The following is a 20,538-nucleotide window of genomic DNA, read 5'->3' on the forward strand; positions in this document are numbered from 1 at the left end:
CATGGGCGCTAGCTTAGCGCAAGCGCCCTGCCCCGCCCAGTGCTCAGGCCTTGGCGGGCGCGCCGGACTTGCTGCGTGGGCGCAATTGCGCCGCGGCCATGGCCTGGTCGGTGACACCGCTGTCGGCACGCATGCCGGCGGCCAGGAACGGCACCATCAGGCGCATCACCTGCTCGATCGAGGTGTTGATGCCGAAGTCGGTTTCGGCGATGGCGCGCAGGGCCTTGATACCCGACATGCTGAACGCCGCGGCGCCGAGCATGAAGTGCACGCGCCAGAACAGCTCCAGTGGCGGAATGCGCGGCGCGGCCTCGTTGACCAGCAGCATGTAGCGGCGGAACACCTTGCCGTACATGTCTTCCAGGTAACGGCGCAGGTGCCCCTGGCTCTGGCTGAAGGCCAGGCCCAGCAGGCGCATGAAGATCGACAGGTCGTTGTTGCTGCGCGGTTGCACGACCAAGGCCTGCTCCACCAGCATTTCCAGCAGCTCCTCGAGCGAAGCCTTCTGCTCGGGACGCGCCTGGTGGCGGTCGAGCTCACGCTCCAGGCTGGCGCAGAACGGGCCCAGGAAGCGGGAAAAGACCGCCTGGATCAGGGCTTTCTTCGAACCGAAATGGTAGTTCACCGCCGCCAGGTTGACTCCGGCCTTGCTGGTGATCAGCCGCAATGAGGTTTCCGCGAACCCGCGCTCCGCGAACAGCTGCTCCGCCGCATCGAGGATGCGCTCAACGGTTTCCGATTGGGCCATGACTACTCCGCCTGACAAACAGTTGTTTGAAACATACGTTTCAAGCCTGATTATGTCAAGGCTCAGTGACTGGGTGGTCGCTCATTTAAACACAGCCACAAGGCATTGAATGCGCACGCTTTGCAGCGGTTGTTCGGCAAGGGTGCTTGCAGCTTGCCAGCTACTGTATATAATTCCAGTCACTGTATATAAAGACAGAGCCCTCGCCCATGCTGAAACTGACGCCACGCCAAGCCGAGATTCTGGCTTTCATCAAACGCTGCCTCGAAGACAACGGCTTCCCGCCGACCCGTGCCGAGATCGCCCAGGAGTTGGGCTTCAAGTCGCCCAACGCCGCCGAGGAGCACCTGAAAGCCCTGGCCCGCAAGGGCGCCATCGAGATGACCCCTGGCGCTTCCCGCGGTATCCGCATCCCCGGCCTCGAGCCCAAGCAAGAGGACAGCGGCCTGCCCATCATCGGTCGCGTCGCTGCCGGTGCACCGATCCTCGCCGAGCAGCACATCGAGGATTCCTGCAGCATCAACCCGGCCTTCTTCCATCCGCGCGCCGATTACCTGCTGCGGGTACACGGCATGAGCATGAAGGACATCGGCATCTTCGACGGCGACCTGCTCGCCGTGCACACCACCCGCGAAGCCCGCAACGGCCAGGTGGTGGTAGCCCGCATTGGCGACGAAGTGACCGTCAAGCGCTTCAAGCGCGAAGGCAGCAAGGTCTGGCTGATCGCCGAGAACCCCGAATTCGCCCCCATCGAAGTCGACCTGAAAGACCAGGAACTGGTGATCGAGGGCTTGAGCGTCGGCGTCCTGCGCCGCTGAACCAGGAGGCGTCATGCAGCCGTTCACCCATGCACCCCAGCAAGCCCAGCTGCCGCTGTTCGAGGCCTTCCTTGCCCAGCCGGTGCTACCAGGCCTCAAGCCCAGCGCGCCACCGCGCAAGAGCAGCCAGCCAGAGCTGTTCAGCGAGCTGGCCCTGCGCGGCGCGCCAGGGCACTGCCAGAGCCTGCTGGCGCCGATCCTGCGCGAACTCAGCGAAGAAGACGACAGCCGCTGGCTGACGCTCATCGCCCCACCCGGCAGCCTCACCCAGGCCTGGCTGCGCGACGCCGGCCTAAACCGCGAACGCATCCTGCTGCTGCAACCCGGCGGCAGGCAGACAGCCCTGCAACTGGCCTGCGAGGCACTGCGCCTCGGGCACAGCCATACCGTGGTCAGCTGGCTGGGCACCATCAACAGCAACGCCCGCCAACAGCTGCAGCGCGCAGCGGCCAGCGGAAACGCACAAAGCCTGAACATCCGCCTCGGCTGATGTTCAGGCTTTGCCTGTCAATCGCTTGAAACCCTGGGCCGCTACCGTGGCTCAGTGAAGGACGCGTGGCCCCTCTTCACGCTCGAAGTCACCTTCAACCAAGCGACCGGCCATTTGCACGCCAACGCTGAGCATGGCCTTGGCCACCTCCACATGCTGTCCTTGCAGGAATGCCTTGGCATCCTCGGAGAAATCCAGGGTTACCAGGGAGCCTTCATCCTCGGCGCGGCGCAGCTCGATCCGGCCATCAGGCAACTCGACAATTTCTAGAAAGGACGTTGACATAAAGGGCCTGCTTTTCACGAAAGGCCATTAGTGTACCAGCCATGGAAGCGCTCAGCACTCACTCAGCGCATCGCGGAATCGTCTCACCAGGCTTTTCAGGTTCTGCCGCCAGGCCTCCAGTTCCTCCCGGGAAAGCTCGACCGGCTCAGGCTCGTCCAGATTGACGGCCTGGATCAGCGGCTGGGTAACGTCACCCTTCAGGGTTTTCTTCGCGACCGGTGGTCGGAACAAATCGGCATAAGCCGCCAACAGACGCGCCAGCCAGGTTTCCGGCTGGCGGGCCAACTCCAGCAGCTCGGCCATTTCCGGGATCGCCACGCTCTGCAGCACCTCGTCGCTGAACAGCAACTCCGCCCGTGCCGCCGAGGCCTGGGGCAGGCGGTAGAAGCCGGCGATCTCGTGGCACAGCCCAAGCAGCGCGCCATACAGGTGGAACAGCGCCGACTCGCGCTCGGCCTGGAGCAGCCCCTGGGCATTCAGCGCCTGGCTGTCCGCGGCCTTGGCCATGGACTCCAGCGCGAGGCCGGCGAAGAACAGTTTCTGGTTGGTGCGAGTGTAGAGTTCCTGGGCCATTTCGACTGACTCCTGAAGGCTGCAAGGCGATTGCTTGCAGTTTCAGGGATTGCGCTTTGCTTGTCATCAAATGACTGGGGCCGCTCCGCGCCCCAGTCACGCCTTCAGATCAGCGCTTGTCTTCGACCTTCCACGCCTTGCCGTCGTAGAACGCCTTCCAGCCGGTAGGCTTGCCGTCAACCTCGGACTGCACGTACTGCTCCTTGGTCTTGCGGCTATAGCGGATCACCGTCGGGCGCCCTTCCGGGTCCTTCTGTGGCGCCTCGCAGAGGAAGTGATACTTCGGATCGATCTCATGCTTGTGCGGGACGATCTCCAGCACCAGCGGCGCACGGGTTTCGCGGTTTTTCGGGAACTGGCTGGCGGCCAGGAACAGACCTGAGGCACCGTCACGCAGCACGTAGGTATCGTCGACCTTCTCGCACTTGAGCTCCGGCATGTCCACCTTGTCCATCTTCGGTGGCGCCGCCTCGCCGCTCTTGAGCAGCTTGCGGGTGTTCTTGCAGCTTGGGTTGGTACAGCCGAAGAACTTGCCGAAACGGCCGGTTTTGAGCTGCATCTCGCTGCCGCACTTGTCGCATTCCAGGCTCGGGCCTTCGTAGCCCTTGATGCGGTAGTTGCCTTCTTCGATCTCGTAGCCGACGCAGTCCGGGTTGTTACCGCAGATGTGAAGCTTGCGCTTCTCGTCGAGCAGGTAGGCATCCATCGCCGTCGCGCAGATCGGGCAGCGGTGCTTGCCGCGCAGCACCAGGGACTCGGACTCGCCCTCGTCGTCAGCGGCGATTTCGTCGCCCGGCACCAGGTTGACCGTTGCCTTGCAACGCTCCTTTGGCGGCAGGCTATAGCCCGAGCAGCCGAGGAACACGCCGGTGGACGCGGTACGGATCATCATTGGCCGGCCACATTCCTTGCACGGAATGTTGGTCAGGGTCGGCTGGTTGGCGCGCATGCCGTGCTCGCTGGACTCGGCGGTCTGCAACTTCTTGCTGAAATCGCCATAGAACTCGTCGAGGACGTTCTTCCAGTCACGCTCGCCCTGGGCCACATCGTCGAGGTTCTCTTCCATGCCGGCGGTAAAGCCGTAGTCCATCAGGTTGGCGAAGCTCTCGGACAGGCGCTCGGTGACGATGTCGCCCATCTTCTCGGAGTAGAAACGACGGTTGTGCAGCGTCACATAACCGCGATCCTGGATGGTGGAAATGATCGCCGCGTAGGTGGATGGGCGGCCGATGCCGCGCTTCTCCATTTCCTTGACCAGGCTGGCTTCGGTGAAGCGCGCCGGCGGCTTGGTGAAGTGCTGGCTGGGATCGAGCTGGATCAGCTTGAGCGCTTCACCCTGGGCCATTTCCGGCAGCACGTCGTCTTCGCCCGGTTTGCTCTGCTGCGGCAGGACACGGGTGTAACCATCAAACTTGAGGATACGGCCCTTGGCGCGCAGCTCGAACTCGCCCGCTACCACGGTGACACTGGTGGACAGGTACTGCGCCGGCGGCATCTGGCAAGCCAGGAACTGGCGCCAGATCAGCTCGTACAGGCGCTCGGCGTCACGCTCCATGCCACTGAGCTTGGTCGGGTGGGTACTGACGTCGGACGGACGGATCGCTTCGTGCGCCTCCTGGGCCCCTTCCTTGCTGCCATAGACGATGGGCGCGGCAGGCAGGTACTGCTTGCCGAACTCCTTCTCGATGTAGCTGCGGGCCATCTCGACAGCGTCGGTCGACAGGTTGGTCGAGTCGGTACGCATGTAGGTGATGTAGCCGGCTTCGTACAGACGCTGGGCCATCATCATGGTCTTCTTCACCCCGAAGCCCAGGCGATTGCTTGCGGCCTGCTGCAGGGTGGAGGTAATGAACGGTGCCGAAGGCTTGCTGCTCGTCGGCCGGTCCTCGCGCTTGCTCACGCTGTAGCTCGAGGCCTTGAGCTTCTCCAGCGCGGCCATGGCCTGGGCTTCGTTAAGCGGTTTGAAGGCCTCGCCCTTCTCACGGGCTACCTCGAAACGCACCTTGGCGTTCTTGGCAGTACCCAGGTCGGCGTGGACTTCCCAGTACTCTTCGGGGTTGAACGCCCGGATCTCGCGCTCGCGCTCGACCACCAGCTTCACCGCCACCGACTGTACGCGGCCGGCGGAAAGGCCACGGGCGATTTTCGCCCACAGCAGCGGCGAGACCATGTAGCCAACCACGCGATCAAGGAAACGCCGCGCCTGCTGGGCGTTGACCCGGTCAATATCGAGCTCGCCCGGCTGGGAGAAGGCTTCCTGGATGGCTTTCTTGGTGATCTCGTTGAACACCACGCGCTTGTAACGACTGTCGTCTCCGCCGATGGCCTCGCGCAGGTGCCAGGCGATGGCTTCCCCCTCGCGATCCAAGTCGGTTGCGAGATAGATGGTGTCGGCATCCTTGGCCAGGCGGCGCAGCTCCTCGATGACCTTCTCCTTGCCGGGAAGGATCTCGTACTTGGCCTTCCAGCCCGCCTCGGGGTCGACGCCCATGCGTGCAACCAGGGTACGGCGCGCCTTTTCCTTCGGCGACAAGGCCGGAGCCTCGGCCGCGGCCTTGCCACGCTTGGCCGCCGGTTCCTTGCTCGCACTGGCGGAACCGCTGGTGGGAAGGTCACGGATGTGGCCGATACTCGACTTCACCACGTACTGGCTGCCCAGGTACTTGTTGATGGTCTTGGCCTTGGCCGGGGATTCCACAATGACCAGCGATTTGCCCATGGATCGGAGTATTCCTGAATCTGAAGATGAAAAACGCGTCAGGTGCCGGACGCGGCACCGCTATATATAGTGGCAAAAGAGTGAGGTCAAGCGCGGTCTATCACTCGTGCACCTTGCCCAGCCGCTCGCCAAGGCCCTCTTCGGCCTTGACCAAAGCAAAGCGTGGCACCTGCTCGCCGTCAACCTCGACGGACTCCTGGAACATCGAAAGTGGCCTGACCCAGAAGCTGTATTCACCATACAGACACTGGTAGAACACCATCCACTCCTCGCTCTCGGAGTGTCGCGCAGCGCTGAAAACACGGTACTCAGGGCCTTTGTAATGCCGGTACACACCAGGTTGTATCTGCATGTCGCTCGCCCTCTTGAACAAATCCTGTAAAAAACAAAAGCCGGGGCACATGGCCCCGGCTGCTGTCCTGCGACGCGATCAGACGCGTTCGAAGACAGTGGTGATGCCTTGGCCCAGGCCGACACACATGGTGGCGACGCCCAGGGTACCGCCATTTTGCTTCATGACGTTGAGCAGGGTGCCGGAAATCCGCGCCCCCGAGCAACCGAACGGGTGACCCAGGGCGATAGCGCCGCCGTGCAGGTTAACCTTCTCATTCATCTTGTCGAGCACTTTCAGATCTTTCAGCACCGGCAGGGCCTGTGCGGCGAAAGCTTCGTTGAGCTCGAAGAAGTCGATGTCGGCGATGGTCAGACCAGCGCGCTTGAGGGCTTTCTGCGTCGACGGGACCGGGCCGTAGCCCATGATCGCCGGGTCCACGCCGGCGACCGCCATCGAACGGATGACCGCCAGTGGCTGGATCCCCAGGTCCATGGCGCGCTGGCCGGACATGACGATCATGCACGAGGCGCCGTCGGTGATCTGCGACGAGGTGCCCGCGGTGACGGTGCCGCCTTTCGGGTTGAACGCCGGCTTGAGCGACGCCAGGCCTTCGAGGGTGGTTTCCGGGCGAATGGTCTCGTCGTAGTCGAAGACCTTCAGGAAGCCGTTCTCGTCGTAGCCCTGCATCGGGATGATCTCGTCCTTGAACTTGCCTTCGACCGTCGCCTTGTGGGCGAGTTGGTGCGAACGCACACCGAACAGATCCTGTTGCTCACGGGTGATGCCGTGCATCTTGCCCAGCATCTCGGCAGTCAGGCCCATCATCCCGGAAGCCTTGGCAGCGTGCAAGGACAGGTGCGGGTTGGGGTCGACGCCATGCATCATGCTGACGTGGCCCATGTGCTCGACACCACCGATGACGAACACGTCGCCGTTGCCGGTCATGATCGCCTGGGCGGCGGTGTGCAGCGCGCTCATCGACGAGCCGCACAGGCGGCTGACGGTTTGCGCGGCGGAGGTGTGCGGGATCTGGGTCATCAGCGAGGCCATGCGGGCGATGTTCCAGCCCTGCTCCAGGGTCTGGTTGACGCAGCCCCAGATCACGTCTTCGACTTCTTTCGGGTCGACCTTGTCGTTGCGCTCCAGCAGCTTGCTGATCAGGTGCGCGGACATGTCTTCGGCACGGGTGTTGCGGTGCATGCCACCCTTGGAGCGGCCCATCGGCGTGCGACCGAAGTCGACAATCACCACGTCTCTTGGATTCAGGCTCATATCAATATTCTCGCTCTAGCTCGTGGGCGCTCAGTTGAAGAAGCGCTGGCCGTTCTTGGCCATTTCGCGCAGCTTCGCAGTGGGGTGGTACAGCGGCCCCAGGTCGGCGTACTTGTCGGCCAGTGCGACGAACTCGGCGACCCCGATCGAATCGATGTAGCGCAGCGCGCCACCGCGGAAGGGAGGGAAACCGATGCCGTAGACCAGGCCCATGTCGGCTTCGGCGGCGGTGGCGACGATGCCGTCCTCCAGGCAGCGCACGGTTTCCAGGCACAGCGGTACCATCATCCAGTTGATGATGTCTTCGTCGGTGACTTCACGCTGCTCGAAGATGACCGGTTTGAGCACGTCGAGCACGCTGGCGTCGGCGACTTTCTTCGGCTTGCCGCGCTTGTCGGTCTCGTAGGCGTAGAAGCCCTTGCCGTTCTTCTGGCCCAGGCGGTTGGCCTCGTACAGGGCGTCGACGGCCGAGCGACGCTCGTCCTTCATGCGGTCCGGGAAGCCTTCGGCCATCACGTCGCGGCCGTGGTGGCCGGTGTCGATGCCGACCACGTCCATCAGGTAGGCCGGGCCCATCGGCCAGCCGAACTTCTCCATCACCTTGTCGATGCGCACGAAGTCGACGCCTGCGCTGACCAGCTTGGCGAAGCCGCCGAAATACGGGAACAGCACGCGATTGACCAGGAAGCCCGGGCAGTCGTTGACCACGATCGGGTTCTTGCCCATCTTCTTGGCGTAGGCCACTGTGGTGGCCACGGCCACGTCGCTGGACTTCTCGCCACGGATGACTTCCACCAGCGGCATCATGTGCACCGGGTTGAAGAAGTGCATGCCGACGAAGTTTTCCGGACGCTTGAGCGCCTTGGCCAGCAGGTTGATGGAGATGGTCGAGGTATTGGAGGCGAGGATCGCATCCTCTTTCACCTGGCCTTCCACTTCAGCCAGCACGGCTTGCTTGACCTTCGGGTTCTCGACCACGGCCTCGACGATGATATCGACGTTGCCGAAGTCACCGTAGGACAGGGTCGGGCGAATGGCGTTGAGGGCCTCGGCCATCTTGGCCGGGGTCAGGCGCCCTTTCTCGACGCGCTTGCCGAGCAGCTTGGAGGCCTCGTTCAGGCCCAACTGGATGGCTTCCTCGCGAATATCCTTCATCAGGATTGGCGTGCCCTTGACCGCCGACTGGTAGGCGATGCCGCCCCCCATGATCCCGGCGCCGAGCACGGCGGCCTGTTTCACGTCGTGAGCGATCTCGTCATGGGCCTTGGCCTTGCGCTTGAGCTCCTGGTCGTTCAGGAACAGGCCGATCAGGCTCTCGGCGACCGAGGTCTTGGCCAGCTTGGCGAAGCCTGCGGCCTCGACCTCGAGGGCCTTGTCACGGCCGAAGTTGGCGGCCTTCTGGATGGTCTTGATGGCCTCGACTGGCGCCGGGTAGTTCGGGCCGGCCTGGCCGGCAACGAAGCCCTTGGCGGTCTCGAAAGCCATCATCTGCTCGATGGCGTTGAGTTTGAGCTTTTCCAGCTTGGGCTGGCGCTTGGCCTTGTAGTCCAGCTCACCGCTGATGGCGCGCTTGACCAGGTCCAGGGCACCGGCCTGCAGCAGCTCAGGGGCGACCACGGCATCGACGGCGCCGACTTTCAGGGCGTCCTCGGCGCGGTTTTCCTTGCCGGAGGCGATCCACTCGATGGCGTTGTCCGAGCCGATCAGGCGCGGCAGGCGCACGGTGCCGCCAAAGCCTGGGTAGATGCCCAGCTTGACTTCCGGCAGGCCGATCTTGGCGCTGCTGGCCATGACCCGGTAGTCGGCGGCCAGGCACATCTCCAGGCCGCCGCCCAGGGCGATGCCGTTGATGGCGACCACGGTCGGCACCTGCAGGTCTTCGAAGTCACTGAAAATGCGATTGGCTTCCAGGTTGCCGGTGACCAGTTCGGCCTCGGGCAGCTTGAAGTTGTCGACGAACTCGGTGATGTCGGCGCCGACGATGAACACGTCCTTGCCACTGCTGACGATCACGCCCTTGACCGAGGCATCGGCCTTGATCACGTCCACGGCCTGACGCAGCTCGTTCAGAGTGAGACGGTTGAACTTGTTGACGGACTCACCCTTGAGGTCGAACTTCAGTTCGACGATGCCGCTTTCAAGAGCCTTAACCGTGATGGCTTTACCTTCGTAAATCATCAACTGATCTCCACGATATGGAAGCTGAACAGTACACGTCGATCGCTGGCAGCTAGAGCCGGTCTACCGGTCCCTCGCCCCAGGCACACCCGTCGACGCGCTAATCGGGATTCTGTAAGAGCCGTCTGACATACAAACGCTCAATTCATACGCCCGTTTGACTTGGGTGTGCACACATTCCCCGAAAAGAACCGCGTTGTCAAATACTCGCGAAGGCCGTGAAAACGCGACTTTCCAGTCATCTTCTACCCTCCGGGTACGAAAAATGATGACAGTGATCGCCCTCCATTCATGTCAGCGATAGGCCACCCCGATGGCAGACGTGCTTTTTTTCTAAACGCATCCGGCCAGGATGGCTACACTGCGACTGATTGAAAGTATTTCCGGCCTGCCTGGCCCTGTGCTTGCACGCACAAACGCAAAACGGCGCACAGGAGCATGTTTGCTCCTGTGCGCCGTTTTGTGTCACACGGGCTCAGGCGAGGGTTTCGAGGGTCTGGGCAATATCCTGCAAAACAGATTTGTCGCCCCGCTCGCTCCAGTACAGCGCAATCATGCGACTGTCGGCCTCGACCTTGTAGACCGTTGCCGGCAGGCGGGCGAAGGTCTCGGCCAGGCGCTGATCCTCGCAGGGCTCGCGCCACTGGTTCCACCACACGCCCGGGGTGATCTGCCAGTAGCACCAGCTGTCCGCGCGCCCCTTGCGTCGTGCCCGGTGGTACTGCGGGCAGGGGCTTGGCGGCTCGTTTACCAGCCAGTGCGGCCACTGCTGCGGCGCCAGTTGCATGGCCAGCCCCATGCGCCGCCCCTCCAGACGCAGGCTCATCTGCTCGCTCTGTTTGCGCGAGGGGCGCAACCAGGCCAACGGGCTGAGAATCAGCGCAAGGATTGACACCACCAGCCATACCGTCATATCTGTAGACCTTATAAAGCGTTGCAAATGAGCGGGTTAGTCAGGTTTCACGGAAGATCCGCGCGAAAGCGACCATACTTCTACTATCGCGATTGTCAGGAGTACTGCACATGTCCTATGAACATCTTCTGGTCGCTGTCGACCTGACCGAAGAATGCGACCCGGTGATCAAGCGGGCCAAGGCCATTGCCCTGGCCAGCGGCGCCAAGGTCTCCCTGGTGCATATCGTCGAACCCATGGCCATGGCCTTCGGCGGCGACGTGCCGATGGACCTGTCGCAGTTGCAGCAGCAACAGTTCGACCAGGCCAAGGAACGCATGGAGCGCCTGTACAACAAATACCCAGATATCAATCGCGGCGACTCGCACCTGGTCTACGGCCAGCCGCGCCAGGAAATCCACCAGTTGGCCAAGGATCAGAAGTGCGACCTGATCGTGGTCGGCAGCCATGGCCGCCACGGCCTGGCCCTGCTGCTGGGCTCCACCGCCAACGACGTGCTGCACGGCGCGCCGTGCGATGTGTTGGCGGTGCGGTTGCAGAAGAAGGCCGAGTAATACTTTCATCGCGGGGCAAGCCCGCTCCCACAAAGCCCGTCAAACAGGGCTGCGTGGGAGCGAGCTTGTCCCGCGATGGCTTCAGCCTTCCAGCTCGGCCCAGCGCTCCACCAGCACGTCCAGCTCGCCCTGCAGCTTCTCGATCTTGGCCAGCACCGCCGCAGTCTCGGCAATCGGCCGCTGATAGAAGCCCGCCGCACTCACTTCTTCCTGTGCCTCGGCCATCCGCCGTTCCAGCTCATCGATCTGCCCCGGCAGCATTTCCAGCTCACGCTGCAGCTTGTAGCTGAGCTTCTTCTTGCTGGCATCGGCCGCAGGCGTAACAGCGGCAAGCGGCGCCACCTCCTCCACCGGCGCCTGCACCACGGCGCTGTTGAGCTCGGACTTGCCACCCTTGCTCTCGGTCACGCCGAGCAGCTTCGGCGAACCACCCTGACGGATCCAGTCCTCGTAACCGCCGACGTACTCGCGCACGCGCCCTTCACCTTCGAACACCAGAGTGCTGGTCACCACGTTGTCGAGGAAGGCCCGGTCGTGACTGACCATCAGCACCGTGCCCTTGTAGTTCGACAGCACCTCCTCGAGCAGTTCGAGGGTCTCGACGTCGAGATCGTTGGTCGGTTCGTCCAGCACCAGCAGGTTGGCCGGCTTGCTGAACAGCTTGGCCAGCAGCAGGCGCGCGCGCTCGCCCCCGGACAGCGCCTTGACTGGTGTACGCGCACGCTGCGGGCTGAACAGGAAGTCGCCGAGGTAGCTGAGCACATGGCGGTTCTGGCCATCGATCTCGATGAAATCGCGGCCTTCCGCCAGGTTGTCGATGACGGTCTTTTCCAGGTCCAGCTGATGGCGCATCTGGTCGAAGTAGGCCACCTCCAGTTTGGTGCCACGCTCGACCTTGCCACTGGTGGGCTCCAGGTCGCCCAGCATCAGCTTGAGCAGGGTCGTCTTGCCGGTGCCGTTGGCACCGAGCAGGCCGATACGGTCCTGGCGCTGCAGCACCATGGAGAAATCCTTGACCAGCTTCGGTCCATTCTGGTGGGCGAAGCTGACGTCCTCCAGCACCATCACCTGCTTGCCGGACTTGTCCGCCACCTCGATCTGGATATTGGCCTTGCCCTGGCGTTCACGGCGCTCGCCGCGCTCCACGCGCAGCGCCTTGAGCGCGCGCACGCGGCCTTCGTTGCGGGTACGTCGGGCCTTGATGCCCTGGCGGATCCACACTTCCTCCTGGGCCAGGCGCTTGTCGAACAGCGCGTTGGCAGTGGCCTCGGCGGCCAGTTCGGCCTCCTTGTGCACCAGGAAGCTGGCGTAGTCGCCGTTCCAGTCGATCAGCCCGCCACGGTCCAGCTCGAGGATGCGCGTGGCCAGGTTCTGCAGGAAGGAACGGTCGTGGGTGATGAACAGCACCGCGCCACCGAAGCCTTTGAGCGCCTCTTCCAGCCAGGCGATGGCGCCGATGTCCAGGTGGTTGGTCGGTTCGTCGAGCAGCAGCAGGTCGGGCTCGGACACCAGCGCCTGGGCCAGCAGCACGCGCCGGCGCCAGCCGCCGGACAGCTCGGCCAGGGTCTTGTCGGCCGGCAACTGCAGGCGGCTCAGGGTGCTTTCGACCACCTGCTGCAAGCGCCAGCCGTCACGGGCCTCGAGCTCGTGCTGCACGTGCATGAGCTTTTCCAGATCCTCGTCGCCGTGGATGTTCTGGCTCAGGTGATGGAACTGCGCCAGCAGCTCGCCGACGCCGTCAAGGCCGGCGGCCACCACGTCGAATACGCTACGCTCGTCGGCCACCGGCAGCTCCTGCGGCAGCTCGCCAATCTTCAGGCCTGGGGCGCGCCAGATATCGCCGTCATCGCCCTTCTGCTCGCCCTTGACCAGGCGCAGCATGCTCGACTTGCCCGTGCCGTTGCGGCCGATGATGCACACCCGCTCGCCACGGGCGATCTGCCAGGACACTTTGTCCAACAGCGGCATGGCGCCGAACGCGAGGGACACATCGCTGAATTTGAGCAGGGTCATGATCATCTCCAAAAACCGGGCGCGCATTCTACCTGACTTACCCCTTCACGGCATCAAAAGCCCGTTGCCGCGACAGAGCGTCGGATAACAACTCGATACAAGCACAGTGCTTTCGCCGGCCACCGGCAAACGGCTAAGCTAAGCAGTAATACTCAACAGTGCTGGCTCCGCCGTCACTTTCCATGGTTCCACTGCCCGGACGTATCATGCGCAGCCGCCTGTTACAAATTGCTTCCTGCCTGTTGCTGACCACCCTCGCCGCGAGCGTCGCACAGGCCGCCGACCTCACCCAGCAACGTCAATACTACGACGAGGCCAAGCGCGCCCTGGCCAAGGGCGACAAGGGCCCCTACCTGCGCTACGCGCAGGCGCTGCGCGATTACCCACTCACGCCCTATCTCACCTACGACGAGCTGACCGCCCGCCTCAAGAGCGCCAGCAACGAGGAGATCGAGGGTTTCCTCAAGGCCCATGGCGACCTGCCCCAGGCCAACTGGATGAAATTGCGCTGGTTGCGCTGGCTGGCCGAGCGCGGCGAATGGAACACCTTCACCCGCTATTACGACCCCAAGCTCAACTTCACCGAACTGGATTGCCTCAACGGCCAGTACCAGCTCTCCCACGGCCAGCGTGCCGAAGGCTTCGCCAGCGCCGAGAAGCTGTGGAACGTCGGCAAGTCCCAGCCCACGGCCTGCGACACCCTGTTCGCCATGTGGGCCGCCGAAGGCCAGCTGACCGAGGCCAAGCGCTGGCAGCGCGCCAAACTGGCGGCACAGGCGCGCAACTATGGGCTTGCGAACAATCTGGTGAAAACCCTCACCACCCTCGCCCCCCAGGGCAAGCTGCTGATCGACGTGGCGCAGAAGCCCGAGTTGCTCAACCAGCCTTCGCGCTTCACGCCCGTCAACGAGGCCATGTCCGACGTAGTCAGCCTTGGTCTTCGTCGCCTGGCCCGGCAGAACCCGGAGCAGGCCATGGCGCTGCTCGACGACTATGCCCAGCGCATGCACTTCTCCCGTGACGAGAAGGTCGCCATCGCCCGCGAGATCGGCCTGACCCTGGCCCGCCGCTACGACCCGCGCGCCCTCGACCTGATGACCCGCTACGACCCGGAGCTGCGCGACAACACTGTCAGCGAATGGCGCCTGCGCCTGCTGCTGCGCCTGGCCCGCTGGGAAGAAGCCTACGAACTGACCAAGCGCCTGCCCCAGGACCTGGCCAGTAGTAACCGCTGGAAGTACTGGCAGGCGCGCAGCCTGGAGCTGGCCCAGCCGAACAACCCGCAGGTCCCGCTGCTGTACAAGACCGTCGCCCGCGAACGCGACTTCTATGGCTTCCTCGCCGCCGACCGGGCGCAGACCCCCTACCAGCTGAACAACAAGCCGCTGGCACTGAGCCAAGCGATAACCAACAAGGTCCGCAACACCCCCGGCATCCGCCGCGCACTGGAGTTCCACGCCCGTGGCCAGATTGTCGAGGGGCGCCGCGAGTGGTACCACGTCAGCCGCCACTTCAACCGTGACGAAATGGTCGCCCAGGCCCGCTTGGCCTACGACATGCGCTGGTACTTCCCGGCCATCCGCACCATCAGCCAGGCCCAGTACTGGGACGACCTGGACATCCGCTTCCCCATGGCCCACCGCGACACCCTGGTGCGCGAAGCCAAGGTTCGCGGCCTGCATTCGAGCTGGGTATTCGCCATCACCCGCCAAGAAAGCGCCTTCATGGAAGACGCCCGTTCCAGCGTCGGCGCCAGCGGCTTGATGCAGCTGATGCCGGGCACCGCCAAGGAAACCGCGCGCAAGTTCAGCATCCCGCTGGCTTCGCCGGCCCAGGTCTTCAACCCGGACAAGAACATCCAGCTCGGCGCTGCCTACCTGAGCCAGGTGCACAGCCAGTTCAACGGTAACCGCGTGCTGGCCTCGGCCGCCTACAACGCCGGCCCCGGGCGCGTACGCCAGTGGCTCAAGGGCGCCAAGCACCTGAGTTTCGATGTGTGGGTCGAATCGATTCCGTTCGACGAGACGCGCCAGTACGTGCAGAACGTGCTGTCGTATTCGGTCATCTACGGGCAGAAGCTCAATTCACCGCAGCCGCTGGTGGATTGGCATGAGCGGTATTTCGACGATATGTGATTAGAGCCCTGTCGCGGGGCAAGTCGCATCGGTGCGCCGATGCGACTTGCCCCGCGATGACGCTATTCCAGAACCTCGACGTCCATCCCCACCTTCAGTTCCCCCTCGCCATCCACCGCCAGGTTCTGGCCAAACAGCACATCCCCTTCCTTTTCGCGGAACGTCTTGAGCGTGGTCAACGGCTCACGGTCCGGGCTGCGTTCGCCCGTGGCGGGATCGAGGGTGGTGAGGATGCAGCGCACGCTCGGCTTGAGCACGCGGAAGGTCATGTCGCCAATACGGATGCGCTTCCAGCGGTCTTCGGCAAAGGCCTCGGCCCCCTCGACCACCAGGTTCGGGCGAAAACGCAGCATCTCCATCGGGCGCCCCACCCGACGGCTCAACTCATCCAGCGAGGCCTGGCCGATCAACAGCAGGGGGAAACCATCGGGAAAGGCCGCCCGGTCACTGTTGAGACCGTAGCCGCTGGGCAGGTAGCGGGCCCGCTGCTCGGGGCAGTACACCAGCCTTACCGCCTTGCCCAGCAGCTCGCTGAGCCAGGCTGCGGCGGCATCGCCGGCATCCGGCACGCGCAAGGTGTCGCGCCAGATGGTGACGCCGCGCAGGGCCTCGTCGGCGGGCGGTACCGGCACCTCCAAGGGTGCCTGCCCCGGCGCCTGGAGCAGCAGTTGGCCCTGCTCGCCGTAATTGGCGCCAACCTGCCCCAGCCTCGGCCAGGCGCGCTGGGTCAGGAAGCGGCCGTTTTCCTGCTCCACCACCAGCCAGCGCCGGTCCCCGTCCAGGCCCAGGTTGCCGACAACCGACGCCTGCAGGCGCTGGGCCTGCGCCGATTTCACCGGGTACCGATACAACGCACTGAGAAACATCCCTGCCACCTTGCGCCAGTCGAAAGGCCAAGCTTATACCGGATCGGTACAGCCGTTACACCGTGGCGTCGTCCAGACTCAGGCGTTGACGCACCACATCCACCAGGCGATCGGGCTGGAACTTGGACAGGAAGTTGTCGCAACCGACCTTCTTGACCATGGATTCGTTGAAGCTGCCCGACAGCGAGGTATGCAGTACCACGTACAGGCCACGCAAGCGCGGGTCGTTGCGGATTTCGGTGGTCAGCCGGTAACCATCCATCTCGGGCATCTCGGCATCGGTGAAGACCATCAGCAACTTCTCGCAGACATTCTCCCCTGCGTCCGCCCAACCCTTGAGCAGGCGCAGGGCCTTGAGGCCGTCGCTGGCCACGTGCAGCTTGACCCCCAGTTGCGAGAGGGTATCGCGCAGTTGCGCCAGGGCCACGGTGGAGTCGTCCACCAGCAGCACCTCGCGGCCACGGGCGCGGGCCAGCACCGGGTCTTCGAGCTTGTCGCGGGAGACCTTGGCGTTGTAGGGCACGATCTCGGCCAGCACCTTCTCCACGTCGATGACCTCCACCAGTTGCTCGTCGACCTTGGTGATCGCCGTGAGGTAGTGCTGGCGGCCAGCGCTGGCCGGCGGCGGCATGATGGCTTCCCAGTTCATGTTGACGATACGATCCACGCCCCCCACCAGGAACGCCTGCACCGAGCGGTTGTACTCGGTGACGATGATGGTACTGTTTGGCCCCGGCTGCAGCGGACGCATGCCGATTGCCTGGGACAGGTCGATGACCGGCAGCGTCTGGCCGCGCAGGTTGACCACGCCACAGACGAACGAATGGCGCTGCGGCATCAGGGTCAGCTTGGGCAGTTGCAGCACCTCCTGGACCTTGAACACGTTGATGGCGAACAACTGCCGGCCGGCCAGCCGGAACATGAGGATTTCCAGGCGGTTCTCACCCACCAGTTGCGTGCGTTGGTCTACCGTGTCGAGAATGCCAGCCATTGGAAGCCCCCAGGCGTGAGTCGGGAAAAAGTGAATGCATCCCCCTGTATCGGCGGACACGGGCACAGCTTGACCCCTGATGGAAAAAGCCATGCGGGGTGATTGATATCACTTTACCATCATGCTTTACTGCTGCCACATCCTGCCATGCCCGTCGTTCGCAACGAACGACCCGCCTGAAACCGCATCAGGGAAACCCCTAGTGGCAATCGGGTCCAACCTGATGTTCGCAATATCCATTAGCCATTAATGTGACGCCATTCTCACTGCATGAACGGAGTCAGGCTTTTGCGAGCGATCATCTTGGTACGGCCAATCCCTGAAGACGGGGCGCCATGATGGATAGCACTCCACTGCACAACGCCGCCGTGGCGGCCTTTCTGCAGGATGCGCAGGTCCTGTTGGCCAGGTCCCAGGAATGCCTGCAGCACCTGGAGCTGATCACCAACGATCCGGATGCCTGCCACAGCCTCAATGCCGCACTCGACACTCTCGCCCGACGAGCAGTCGCGCTCGACCTGCTCGAAGTGGCCCACCATGCCCTGGCCCTGCAACGACTGCTCGCGCCCGCGTGCGCCCAGCAGCACCTGCACGGTACCAGCCTGCCCGCGCTTGCGGCCTGCCTGACCCTGCTGGACTGGCAACTGGAGCTGCTCGACCCGCAGACCGGCCGCCTGGACATGGACACCGAGGAGCAACGACGCCTGCTGGCCGAGCTCGCCACCACCCTGGGCCAGCCGGCATCGCAACTGTGTGCCGATTGCCAGGAAGCCGGCACGTTCTGCGCCCACCCCCACGCCCAGGATGCGCTTGCAGAGCAAAGCCTCAGTGCAGCCGACCGCCATCATTAACCCGACTAAATGCGCGGCAACTAAACTCACTCAGGGTTTAACTTGAAAAGTTTGGCAAGTTTTTCCAAATGTTTTTGCCCGCTGGTTTTTTAGTTGATCGAGGCGCACTGGAAACATCTTTTAATAATGGCACTATGCTAGCCAGCGCCTTGCCCGCCAGACCCGCCACAGCCCGGAAAATCCGAGGTTTCAAGCAGTTATCCCCCCGCGACCAAATTCAATCAAAGTGATAACATGCGCACGTTCGAACATGCGCACCCAGACTATCGGGTGATTGGATACGTGCCCGGTGCTTGATTGAATGCACGGCACCAGCACCTCTGGCCAGGCATGTGCAATGCCCTCAACTGCAATAACTCAGTGGCTTCCCTATCTATGCTCCCACGCTTGAAGTTCCTCCAGCGTTGCCGCTCCAGAGTTGCCCTGCTCCGCTGGACGACCACGCTGCTGTGCATTGCATCGCTGGCGGCAAACCTGGTGGTGTACCTGCGCACCCTGCCATTGTCGGCCAGCCTGCTGTTGCTCCAGTTGCTGGCGATGATCGGCGTCGGCTGGCACCTGCGCCATTGGGCGCGCTCGATCAACCTGCGCCCGGCGGAACTGGCCACGCGCATGCTCAAGGTGCAAGAGAGCGAGCGCCAGCGCCTGAGCCGTGAACTGCATGACGATATCGGTCAACTGCTGACCGCCGCCAAGCTGCAGGTCGACTGGCTGCAACGCCGGGTGCCGGCGGACCTGCAGGAGCACTGCGCTACCTTGCGCAGCACCCTGGACCATACGCTGGGCAACGTGCGCGACGTTTCCACCATTCTCAATCCTCGACAACTGGCCAGCCTGGGCCTGGAGGCGAGCCTGCGCGCGCATTTGCTGCGCACCCTGGAAAACACCGAGGTGCACTGGAGTCTTGAATGCAACCAACGCCTGGGCGGCATCAGCGAAGAGGTGACCATGGCGGCCTTTCGCATCACCCAGGAAGCGGTCACCAACATGCTCCGCCACGCACACGCACGCAATCTGGTGGTCCGCCTGCAGCGCACCTCAGCCGGCCTGGCGCTGTCGATCCAGGATGACGGCGGCGGCTTCGTGCCGGCGCAGACGCCAGCAGAAAGCGGCCTGCGCGGCATGGCTGGCATGCAGGAACGTGTGACAGCGCTGCAGGGCAGCCTGAGCATCACCAGCCAGCCCGGCCAGGGCACCCGGATCGACGCCCTCTTCCCATGGCCACCCCGCAACCAAGAACGTGCCAGGACTCCCGCTCCCGATGACCTGTAGATTATTGCTGGTGGACGACCATTCCCTGATTCGCGCAGGCGTCAGGGCCCTGGTATCGGACATCCCCGGCTACACCGTGATTGGCGAGGCCGACGATGGTGGCCAACTGCTGGAGCACGTCCGGCGTCTCGCGCCAGACATCGTCCTGCTGGATATTTCCATGCGCTCGACCAGCGGCCTGGACGCTCTCACGCAGCTACGGGCAAGCGGCTGCACCTGCAAGGTGCTGATCCTGTCCATGCACACCGACCCGGAGCTGATCATGCGCGCCCTGGAGAGCGGCGCCCATGGCTACCTGCTCAAGGACACCACGGCCACCGAACTGGAGCAGGCACTGACCGCCCTGCGCAACGACGAACGCTACCTCAGCCCGGCCATCGCCCACACTGTGATCAACCAGGCGCTGTTGCGCGCCCAGAGCGGCCGTCAATCGAACAACGAAGGCCACCACAACCTGACCGCCCGTCAGTTGGAGATCCTGCGCCTGATCGTGCGTGGCAAATCCACCCGGGAGATCGCCGGCGGCCTGGGCCTGTCGATCAAGACCGTGGAAACCCATCGCTCGCAGATCATGAAGCGCCTGCAGATCTACGATGTGGCGGGCCTGGTGCTGTTCGCCGTGCGCGAGAAGATCATCAGCCTGGACGACTGAGCAATGGCGAATCCGCCGGCAGGTGCACGCGCAGCGCCTTGGGCACGGCCTCGAAACGCAGGCTGGCCGCTTGCAGGGGCTCGCCGTCGAGGTTCATATCCAGCCCCTGGGCGCCCTTGATCTCCACCCATGGCAAGCGGGCGCGCACGAACAGCCCCTCACCGGCCAACAGATCGCGCAAAGCCCCGGCCATCTCCTGGGGCGCCGGCAGGATGCCGACATCCAGCAGGCCATCGTCCACGCTCGCCTCAGGGCATAGCACGTGCCCGCCGCCGGCCTGACGACCATTGCCGATGCCCAGCGCCAGCAACTCGCCCTGCCACTGGAACCCCGGACCCTGCAGCTCGACCGAGACCGCCTGCAGCTCACTGAAGCGCGACAGCCCGGTGAACAGGTAGGCTGCGCCGCCCAGCACTTTCTTCAGGTCTTCAGAGGTATTGGCGGTGACCTGGGTGCCGAATCCGCCGGTAGCCATGTTCAGGAACAGCTGGTCACCCACCCGGCCCAGATCGATCGGCCGTGCCGGTACCTCCAGCAGGTCGAGGGCCGCTTGCGGCTCAAGCGGCACACCGGCCGCCTTGGCGAAGTCGTTGGCCGTGCCCAGCGGTAGCAGCGCCAGGCTGGCCTGGGTAGCCGCCAGCCCCATGGCCTCGGCCACGTCGCGCAACGTGCCATCACCGCCGCCGGCGACCACGTGAGCATAGCCCGCAGCCAGAGCCTCCTCGACCAGGCGCTGGGCATCACCGCCCTCCCAGGTCAGGCGCACATCCAGCTTCCAGCCACGCTCACGCAGCTGACCCACCGCGGCTCGCACGTCTTCGTTGGTGGCCTGCTTGCCATGCAGGATCAGCAATGCCTTGCGCTCGCTCATGTC

At 63.6% G+C, this 20,538-nt stretch carries 19 protein-coding genes; 7 read left to right on the forward strand and 12 right to left on the reverse strand.

The window, feature by feature from the left end:
- Positions 1-43: 43 nt before the first annotated feature.
- Entirely contained in the window at positions 44-748 is a 705-nt protein-coding gene (locus ACVWY1_RS06115) for a TetR/AcrR family transcriptional regulator (protein ID WP_046856397.1), read from the reverse strand.
- A 209-nt stretch (positions 749-957) separates the two neighbouring features.
- Between ACVWY1_RS06115 and lexA the strand changes: the two genes are divergently transcribed.
- Both lexA and sulA read left to right on the forward strand, forming a co-directional pair.
- Positions 958-1,566: a transcriptional repressor LexA gene (gene lexA / locus ACVWY1_RS06120; protein WP_110698740.1), complete on the forward strand. Its 609-nt coding sequence runs from the start codon at positions 958-960 to the stop codon at positions 1,564-1,566.
- A gap of 13 nt (positions 1,567-1,579) precedes the next feature.
- The gene (gene sulA, locus ACVWY1_RS06125; protein ID WP_277503327.1) at positions 1,580-2,056 is read left to right on the forward strand and encodes an SOS-induced cell division inhibitor SulA; all 477 of its coding nucleotides are present in this window, start codon (positions 1,580-1,582) and stop codon (positions 2,054-2,056) included.
- Positions 2,057-2,107: 51 nt separating this feature from the next.
- On the opposite strand, the gene ACVWY1_RS06130 is transcribed toward sulA, so the two are convergent.
- The 7 genes from ACVWY1_RS06130 to ACVWY1_RS06160 all read right to left on the reverse strand — a co-directional run bounded on the left by ACVWY1_RS06130 (position 2,108) and on the right by ACVWY1_RS06160 (position 10,330).
- On the reverse strand, positions 2,108-2,341 hold the full coding sequence (locus tag ACVWY1_RS06130) for a hypothetical protein (RefSeq protein WP_023630868.1): 234 nt from the start codon (positions 2,339-2,341) through the stop codon (positions 2,108-2,110).
- A 51-nt stretch (positions 2,342-2,392) separates the two neighbouring features.
- On the reverse strand, positions 2,393-2,914 hold the full coding sequence (locus ACVWY1_RS06135; protein WP_198753863.1) for a DUF6586 family protein: 522 nt from the start codon (positions 2,912-2,914) through the stop codon (positions 2,393-2,395).
- A gap of 109 nt (positions 2,915-3,023) precedes the next feature.
- Positions 3,024-5,633, reverse strand: coding sequence for a type I DNA topoisomerase (gene topA, locus ACVWY1_RS06140; RefSeq protein ID WP_457377965.1), 2,610 nt, complete (start codon positions 5,631-5,633; stop codon positions 3,024-3,026).
- A 100-nt stretch (positions 5,634-5,733) separates the two neighbouring features.
- Positions 5,734-5,985 (reverse strand): DUF1653 domain-containing protein, encoded by a 252-nt coding sequence (locus tag ACVWY1_RS06145; protein ID WP_277503325.1) that lies wholly within the window; start codon positions 5,983-5,985, stop codon positions 5,734-5,736.
- A 78-nt stretch (positions 5,986-6,063) separates the two neighbouring features.
- Positions 6,064-7,239 (reverse strand): acetyl-CoA C-acyltransferase FadA, encoded by a 1,176-nt coding sequence (gene fadA, locus ACVWY1_RS06150; protein WP_023629457.1) that lies wholly within the window; start codon positions 7,237-7,239, stop codon positions 6,064-6,066.
- Between the two features lie 30 nt (positions 7,240-7,269).
- Entirely contained in the window at positions 7,270-9,417 is a 2,148-nt protein-coding gene (gene fadB, locus ACVWY1_RS06155; RefSeq protein WP_277503324.1) for a fatty acid oxidation complex subunit alpha FadB, read from the reverse strand.
- A 475-nt stretch (positions 9,418-9,892) separates the two neighbouring features.
- Complete coding sequence (locus ACVWY1_RS06160) at positions 9,893-10,330, reverse strand: hypothetical protein (RefSeq protein WP_102683148.1); 438 nt, start codon at positions 10,328-10,330, stop codon at positions 9,893-9,895.
- Positions 10,331-10,440: 110 nt separating this feature from the next.
- Here ACVWY1_RS06160 and ACVWY1_RS06165 point away from each other — a divergent pair, with 110 nt between their 5' ends.
- A complete protein-coding gene (locus ACVWY1_RS06165; protein WP_046856401.1) occupies positions 10,441-10,884 on the forward strand; it encodes a universal stress protein in 444 nt (147 codons plus the stop codon).
- An 81-nt stretch (positions 10,885-10,965) separates the two neighbouring features.
- Here the strand turns inward: ACVWY1_RS06165 and ACVWY1_RS06170 are convergent, their stop codons facing one another.
- Positions 10,966-12,897, reverse strand: a complete 1,932-nt coding sequence (locus ACVWY1_RS06170; protein ID WP_457377966.1) for an ATP-binding cassette domain-containing protein — start codon at positions 12,895-12,897, stop codon at positions 10,966-10,968.
- Positions 12,898-13,103: 206 nt separating this feature from the next.
- Between ACVWY1_RS06170 and ACVWY1_RS06175 the strand changes: the two genes are divergently transcribed.
- On the forward strand, positions 13,104-15,032 hold the full coding sequence (locus ACVWY1_RS06175; RefSeq protein ID WP_102683147.1) for a transglycosylase SLT domain-containing protein: 1,929 nt from the start codon (positions 13,104-13,106) through the stop codon (positions 15,030-15,032).
- A 62-nt stretch (positions 15,033-15,094) separates the two neighbouring features.
- Here the strand turns inward: ACVWY1_RS06175 and ACVWY1_RS06180 are convergent, their stop codons facing one another.
- Positions 15,095-15,898, reverse strand: a complete 804-nt coding sequence (locus ACVWY1_RS06180; protein ID WP_457377967.1) for an MOSC domain-containing protein — start codon at positions 15,896-15,898, stop codon at positions 15,095-15,097.
- Positions 15,899-15,953: 55 nt separating this feature from the next.
- Positions 15,954-16,889: a chemotaxis protein CheV gene (locus ACVWY1_RS06185; RefSeq protein ID WP_102683145.1), complete on the reverse strand. Its 936-nt coding sequence runs from the start codon at positions 16,887-16,889 to the stop codon at positions 15,954-15,956.
- A 338-nt stretch (positions 16,890-17,227) separates the two neighbouring features.
- Here ACVWY1_RS06185 and ACVWY1_RS06190 point away from each other — a divergent pair, with 338 nt between their 5' ends.
- The 3 genes from ACVWY1_RS06190 (at position 17,228) to ACVWY1_RS06200 (ending at position 19,664) form a co-directional block, all read left to right on the forward strand.
- Positions 17,228-17,740, forward strand: coding sequence for a histidine kinase (locus ACVWY1_RS06190; protein WP_139673188.1), 513 nt, complete (start codon positions 17,228-17,230; stop codon positions 17,738-17,740).
- Positions 17,741-18,115: 375 nt separating this feature from the next.
- Positions 18,116-19,012: a sensor histidine kinase gene (locus ACVWY1_RS06195; RefSeq protein WP_046856406.1), complete on the forward strand. Its 897-nt coding sequence runs from the start codon at positions 18,116-18,118 to the stop codon at positions 19,010-19,012.
- Positions 19,002-19,664, forward strand: coding sequence for a response regulator (locus ACVWY1_RS06200; RefSeq protein ID WP_139672407.1), 663 nt, complete (start codon positions 19,002-19,004; stop codon positions 19,662-19,664). The genes ACVWY1_RS06195 and ACVWY1_RS06200 overlap by 11 nt, the downstream gene beginning before the upstream one ends.
- On the opposite strand, the gene yegS is transcribed toward ACVWY1_RS06200, so the two are convergent.
- Entirely contained in the window at positions 19,648-20,535 is an 888-nt protein-coding gene (yegS, locus tag ACVWY1_RS06205; RefSeq protein WP_277503322.1) for a lipid kinase YegS, read from the reverse strand. The genes ACVWY1_RS06200 and yegS overlap by 17 nt on opposite strands.
- Positions 20,536-20,538 lie beyond the last annotated feature (3 nt).

It is taken from the genome of Pseudomonas sp. TE6288, from assembly GCF_054062095.1.

Coding starts and splice junctions, on each gene's coding strand:
- ACVWY1_RS06115 (WP_046856397.1), bottom strand. CDS start 748: ATGGCCCAATCGGAAACCGTTGAGCGCATCCTCGATGCGGCGGAGCAG.
- ACVWY1_RS06165 (WP_046856401.1), top strand. CDS start 10,441: ATGTCCTATGAACATCTTCTGGTCGCTGTCGACCTGACCGAAGAATGC.
- ACVWY1_RS06180 (WP_457377967.1), bottom strand. CDS start 15,898: ATGTTTCTCAGTGCGTTGTATCGGTACCCGGTGAAATCGGCGCAGGCC.
- lexA (WP_110698740.1), top strand. CDS start 958: ATGCTGAAACTGACGCCACGCCAAGCCGAGATTCTGGCTTTCATCAAA.
- topA (WP_457377965.1), bottom strand. CDS start 5,633: ATGGGCAAATCGCTGGTCATTGTGGAATCCCCGGCCAAGGCCAAGACC.
- ACVWY1_RS06170 (WP_457377966.1), bottom strand. CDS start 12,897: ATGACCCTGCTCAAATTCAGCGATGTGTCCCTCGCGTTCGGCGCCATG.
- ACVWY1_RS06130 (WP_023630868.1), bottom strand. CDS start 2,341: ATGTCAACGTCCTTTCTAGAAATTGTCGAGTTGCCTGATGGCCGGATC.
- fadB (WP_277503324.1), bottom strand. CDS start 9,417: ATGATTTACGAAGGTAAAGCCATCACGGTTAAGGCTCTTGAAAGCGGC.
- ACVWY1_RS06160 (WP_102683148.1), bottom strand. CDS start 10,330: ATGACGGTATGGCTGGTGGTGTCAATCCTTGCGCTGATTCTCAGCCCG.
- fadA (WP_023629457.1), bottom strand. CDS start 7,239: ATGAGCCTGAATCCAAGAGACGTGGTGATTGTCGACTTCGGTCGCACG.
- yegS (WP_277503322.1), bottom strand. CDS start 20,535: ATGAGCGAGCGCAAGGCATTGCTGATCCTGCATGGCAAGCAGGCCACC.
- ACVWY1_RS06185 (WP_102683145.1), bottom strand. CDS start 16,889: ATGGCTGGCATTCTCGACACGGTAGACCAACGCACGCAACTGGTGGGT.
- ACVWY1_RS06145 (WP_277503325.1), bottom strand. CDS start 5,985: ATGCAGATACAACCTGGTGTGTACCGGCATTACAAAGGCCCTGAGTAC.
- ACVWY1_RS06135 (WP_198753863.1), bottom strand. CDS start 2,914: ATGGCCCAGGAACTCTACACTCGCACCAACCAGAAACTGTTCTTCGCC.
- ACVWY1_RS06175 (WP_102683147.1), top strand. CDS start 13,104: ATGCGCAGCCGCCTGTTACAAATTGCTTCCTGCCTGTTGCTGACCACC.
- sulA (WP_277503327.1), top strand. CDS start 1,580: ATGCAGCCGTTCACCCATGCACCCCAGCAAGCCCAGCTGCCGCTGTTC.
- ACVWY1_RS06190 (WP_139673188.1), top strand. CDS start 17,228: ATGGATAGCACTCCACTGCACAACGCCGCCGTGGCGGCCTTTCTGCAG.
- ACVWY1_RS06200 (WP_139672407.1), top strand. CDS start 19,002: ATGACCTGTAGATTATTGCTGGTGGACGACCATTCCCTGATTCGCGCA.
- ACVWY1_RS06195 (WP_046856406.1), top strand. CDS start 18,116: ATGCTCCCACGCTTGAAGTTCCTCCAGCGTTGCCGCTCCAGAGTTGCC.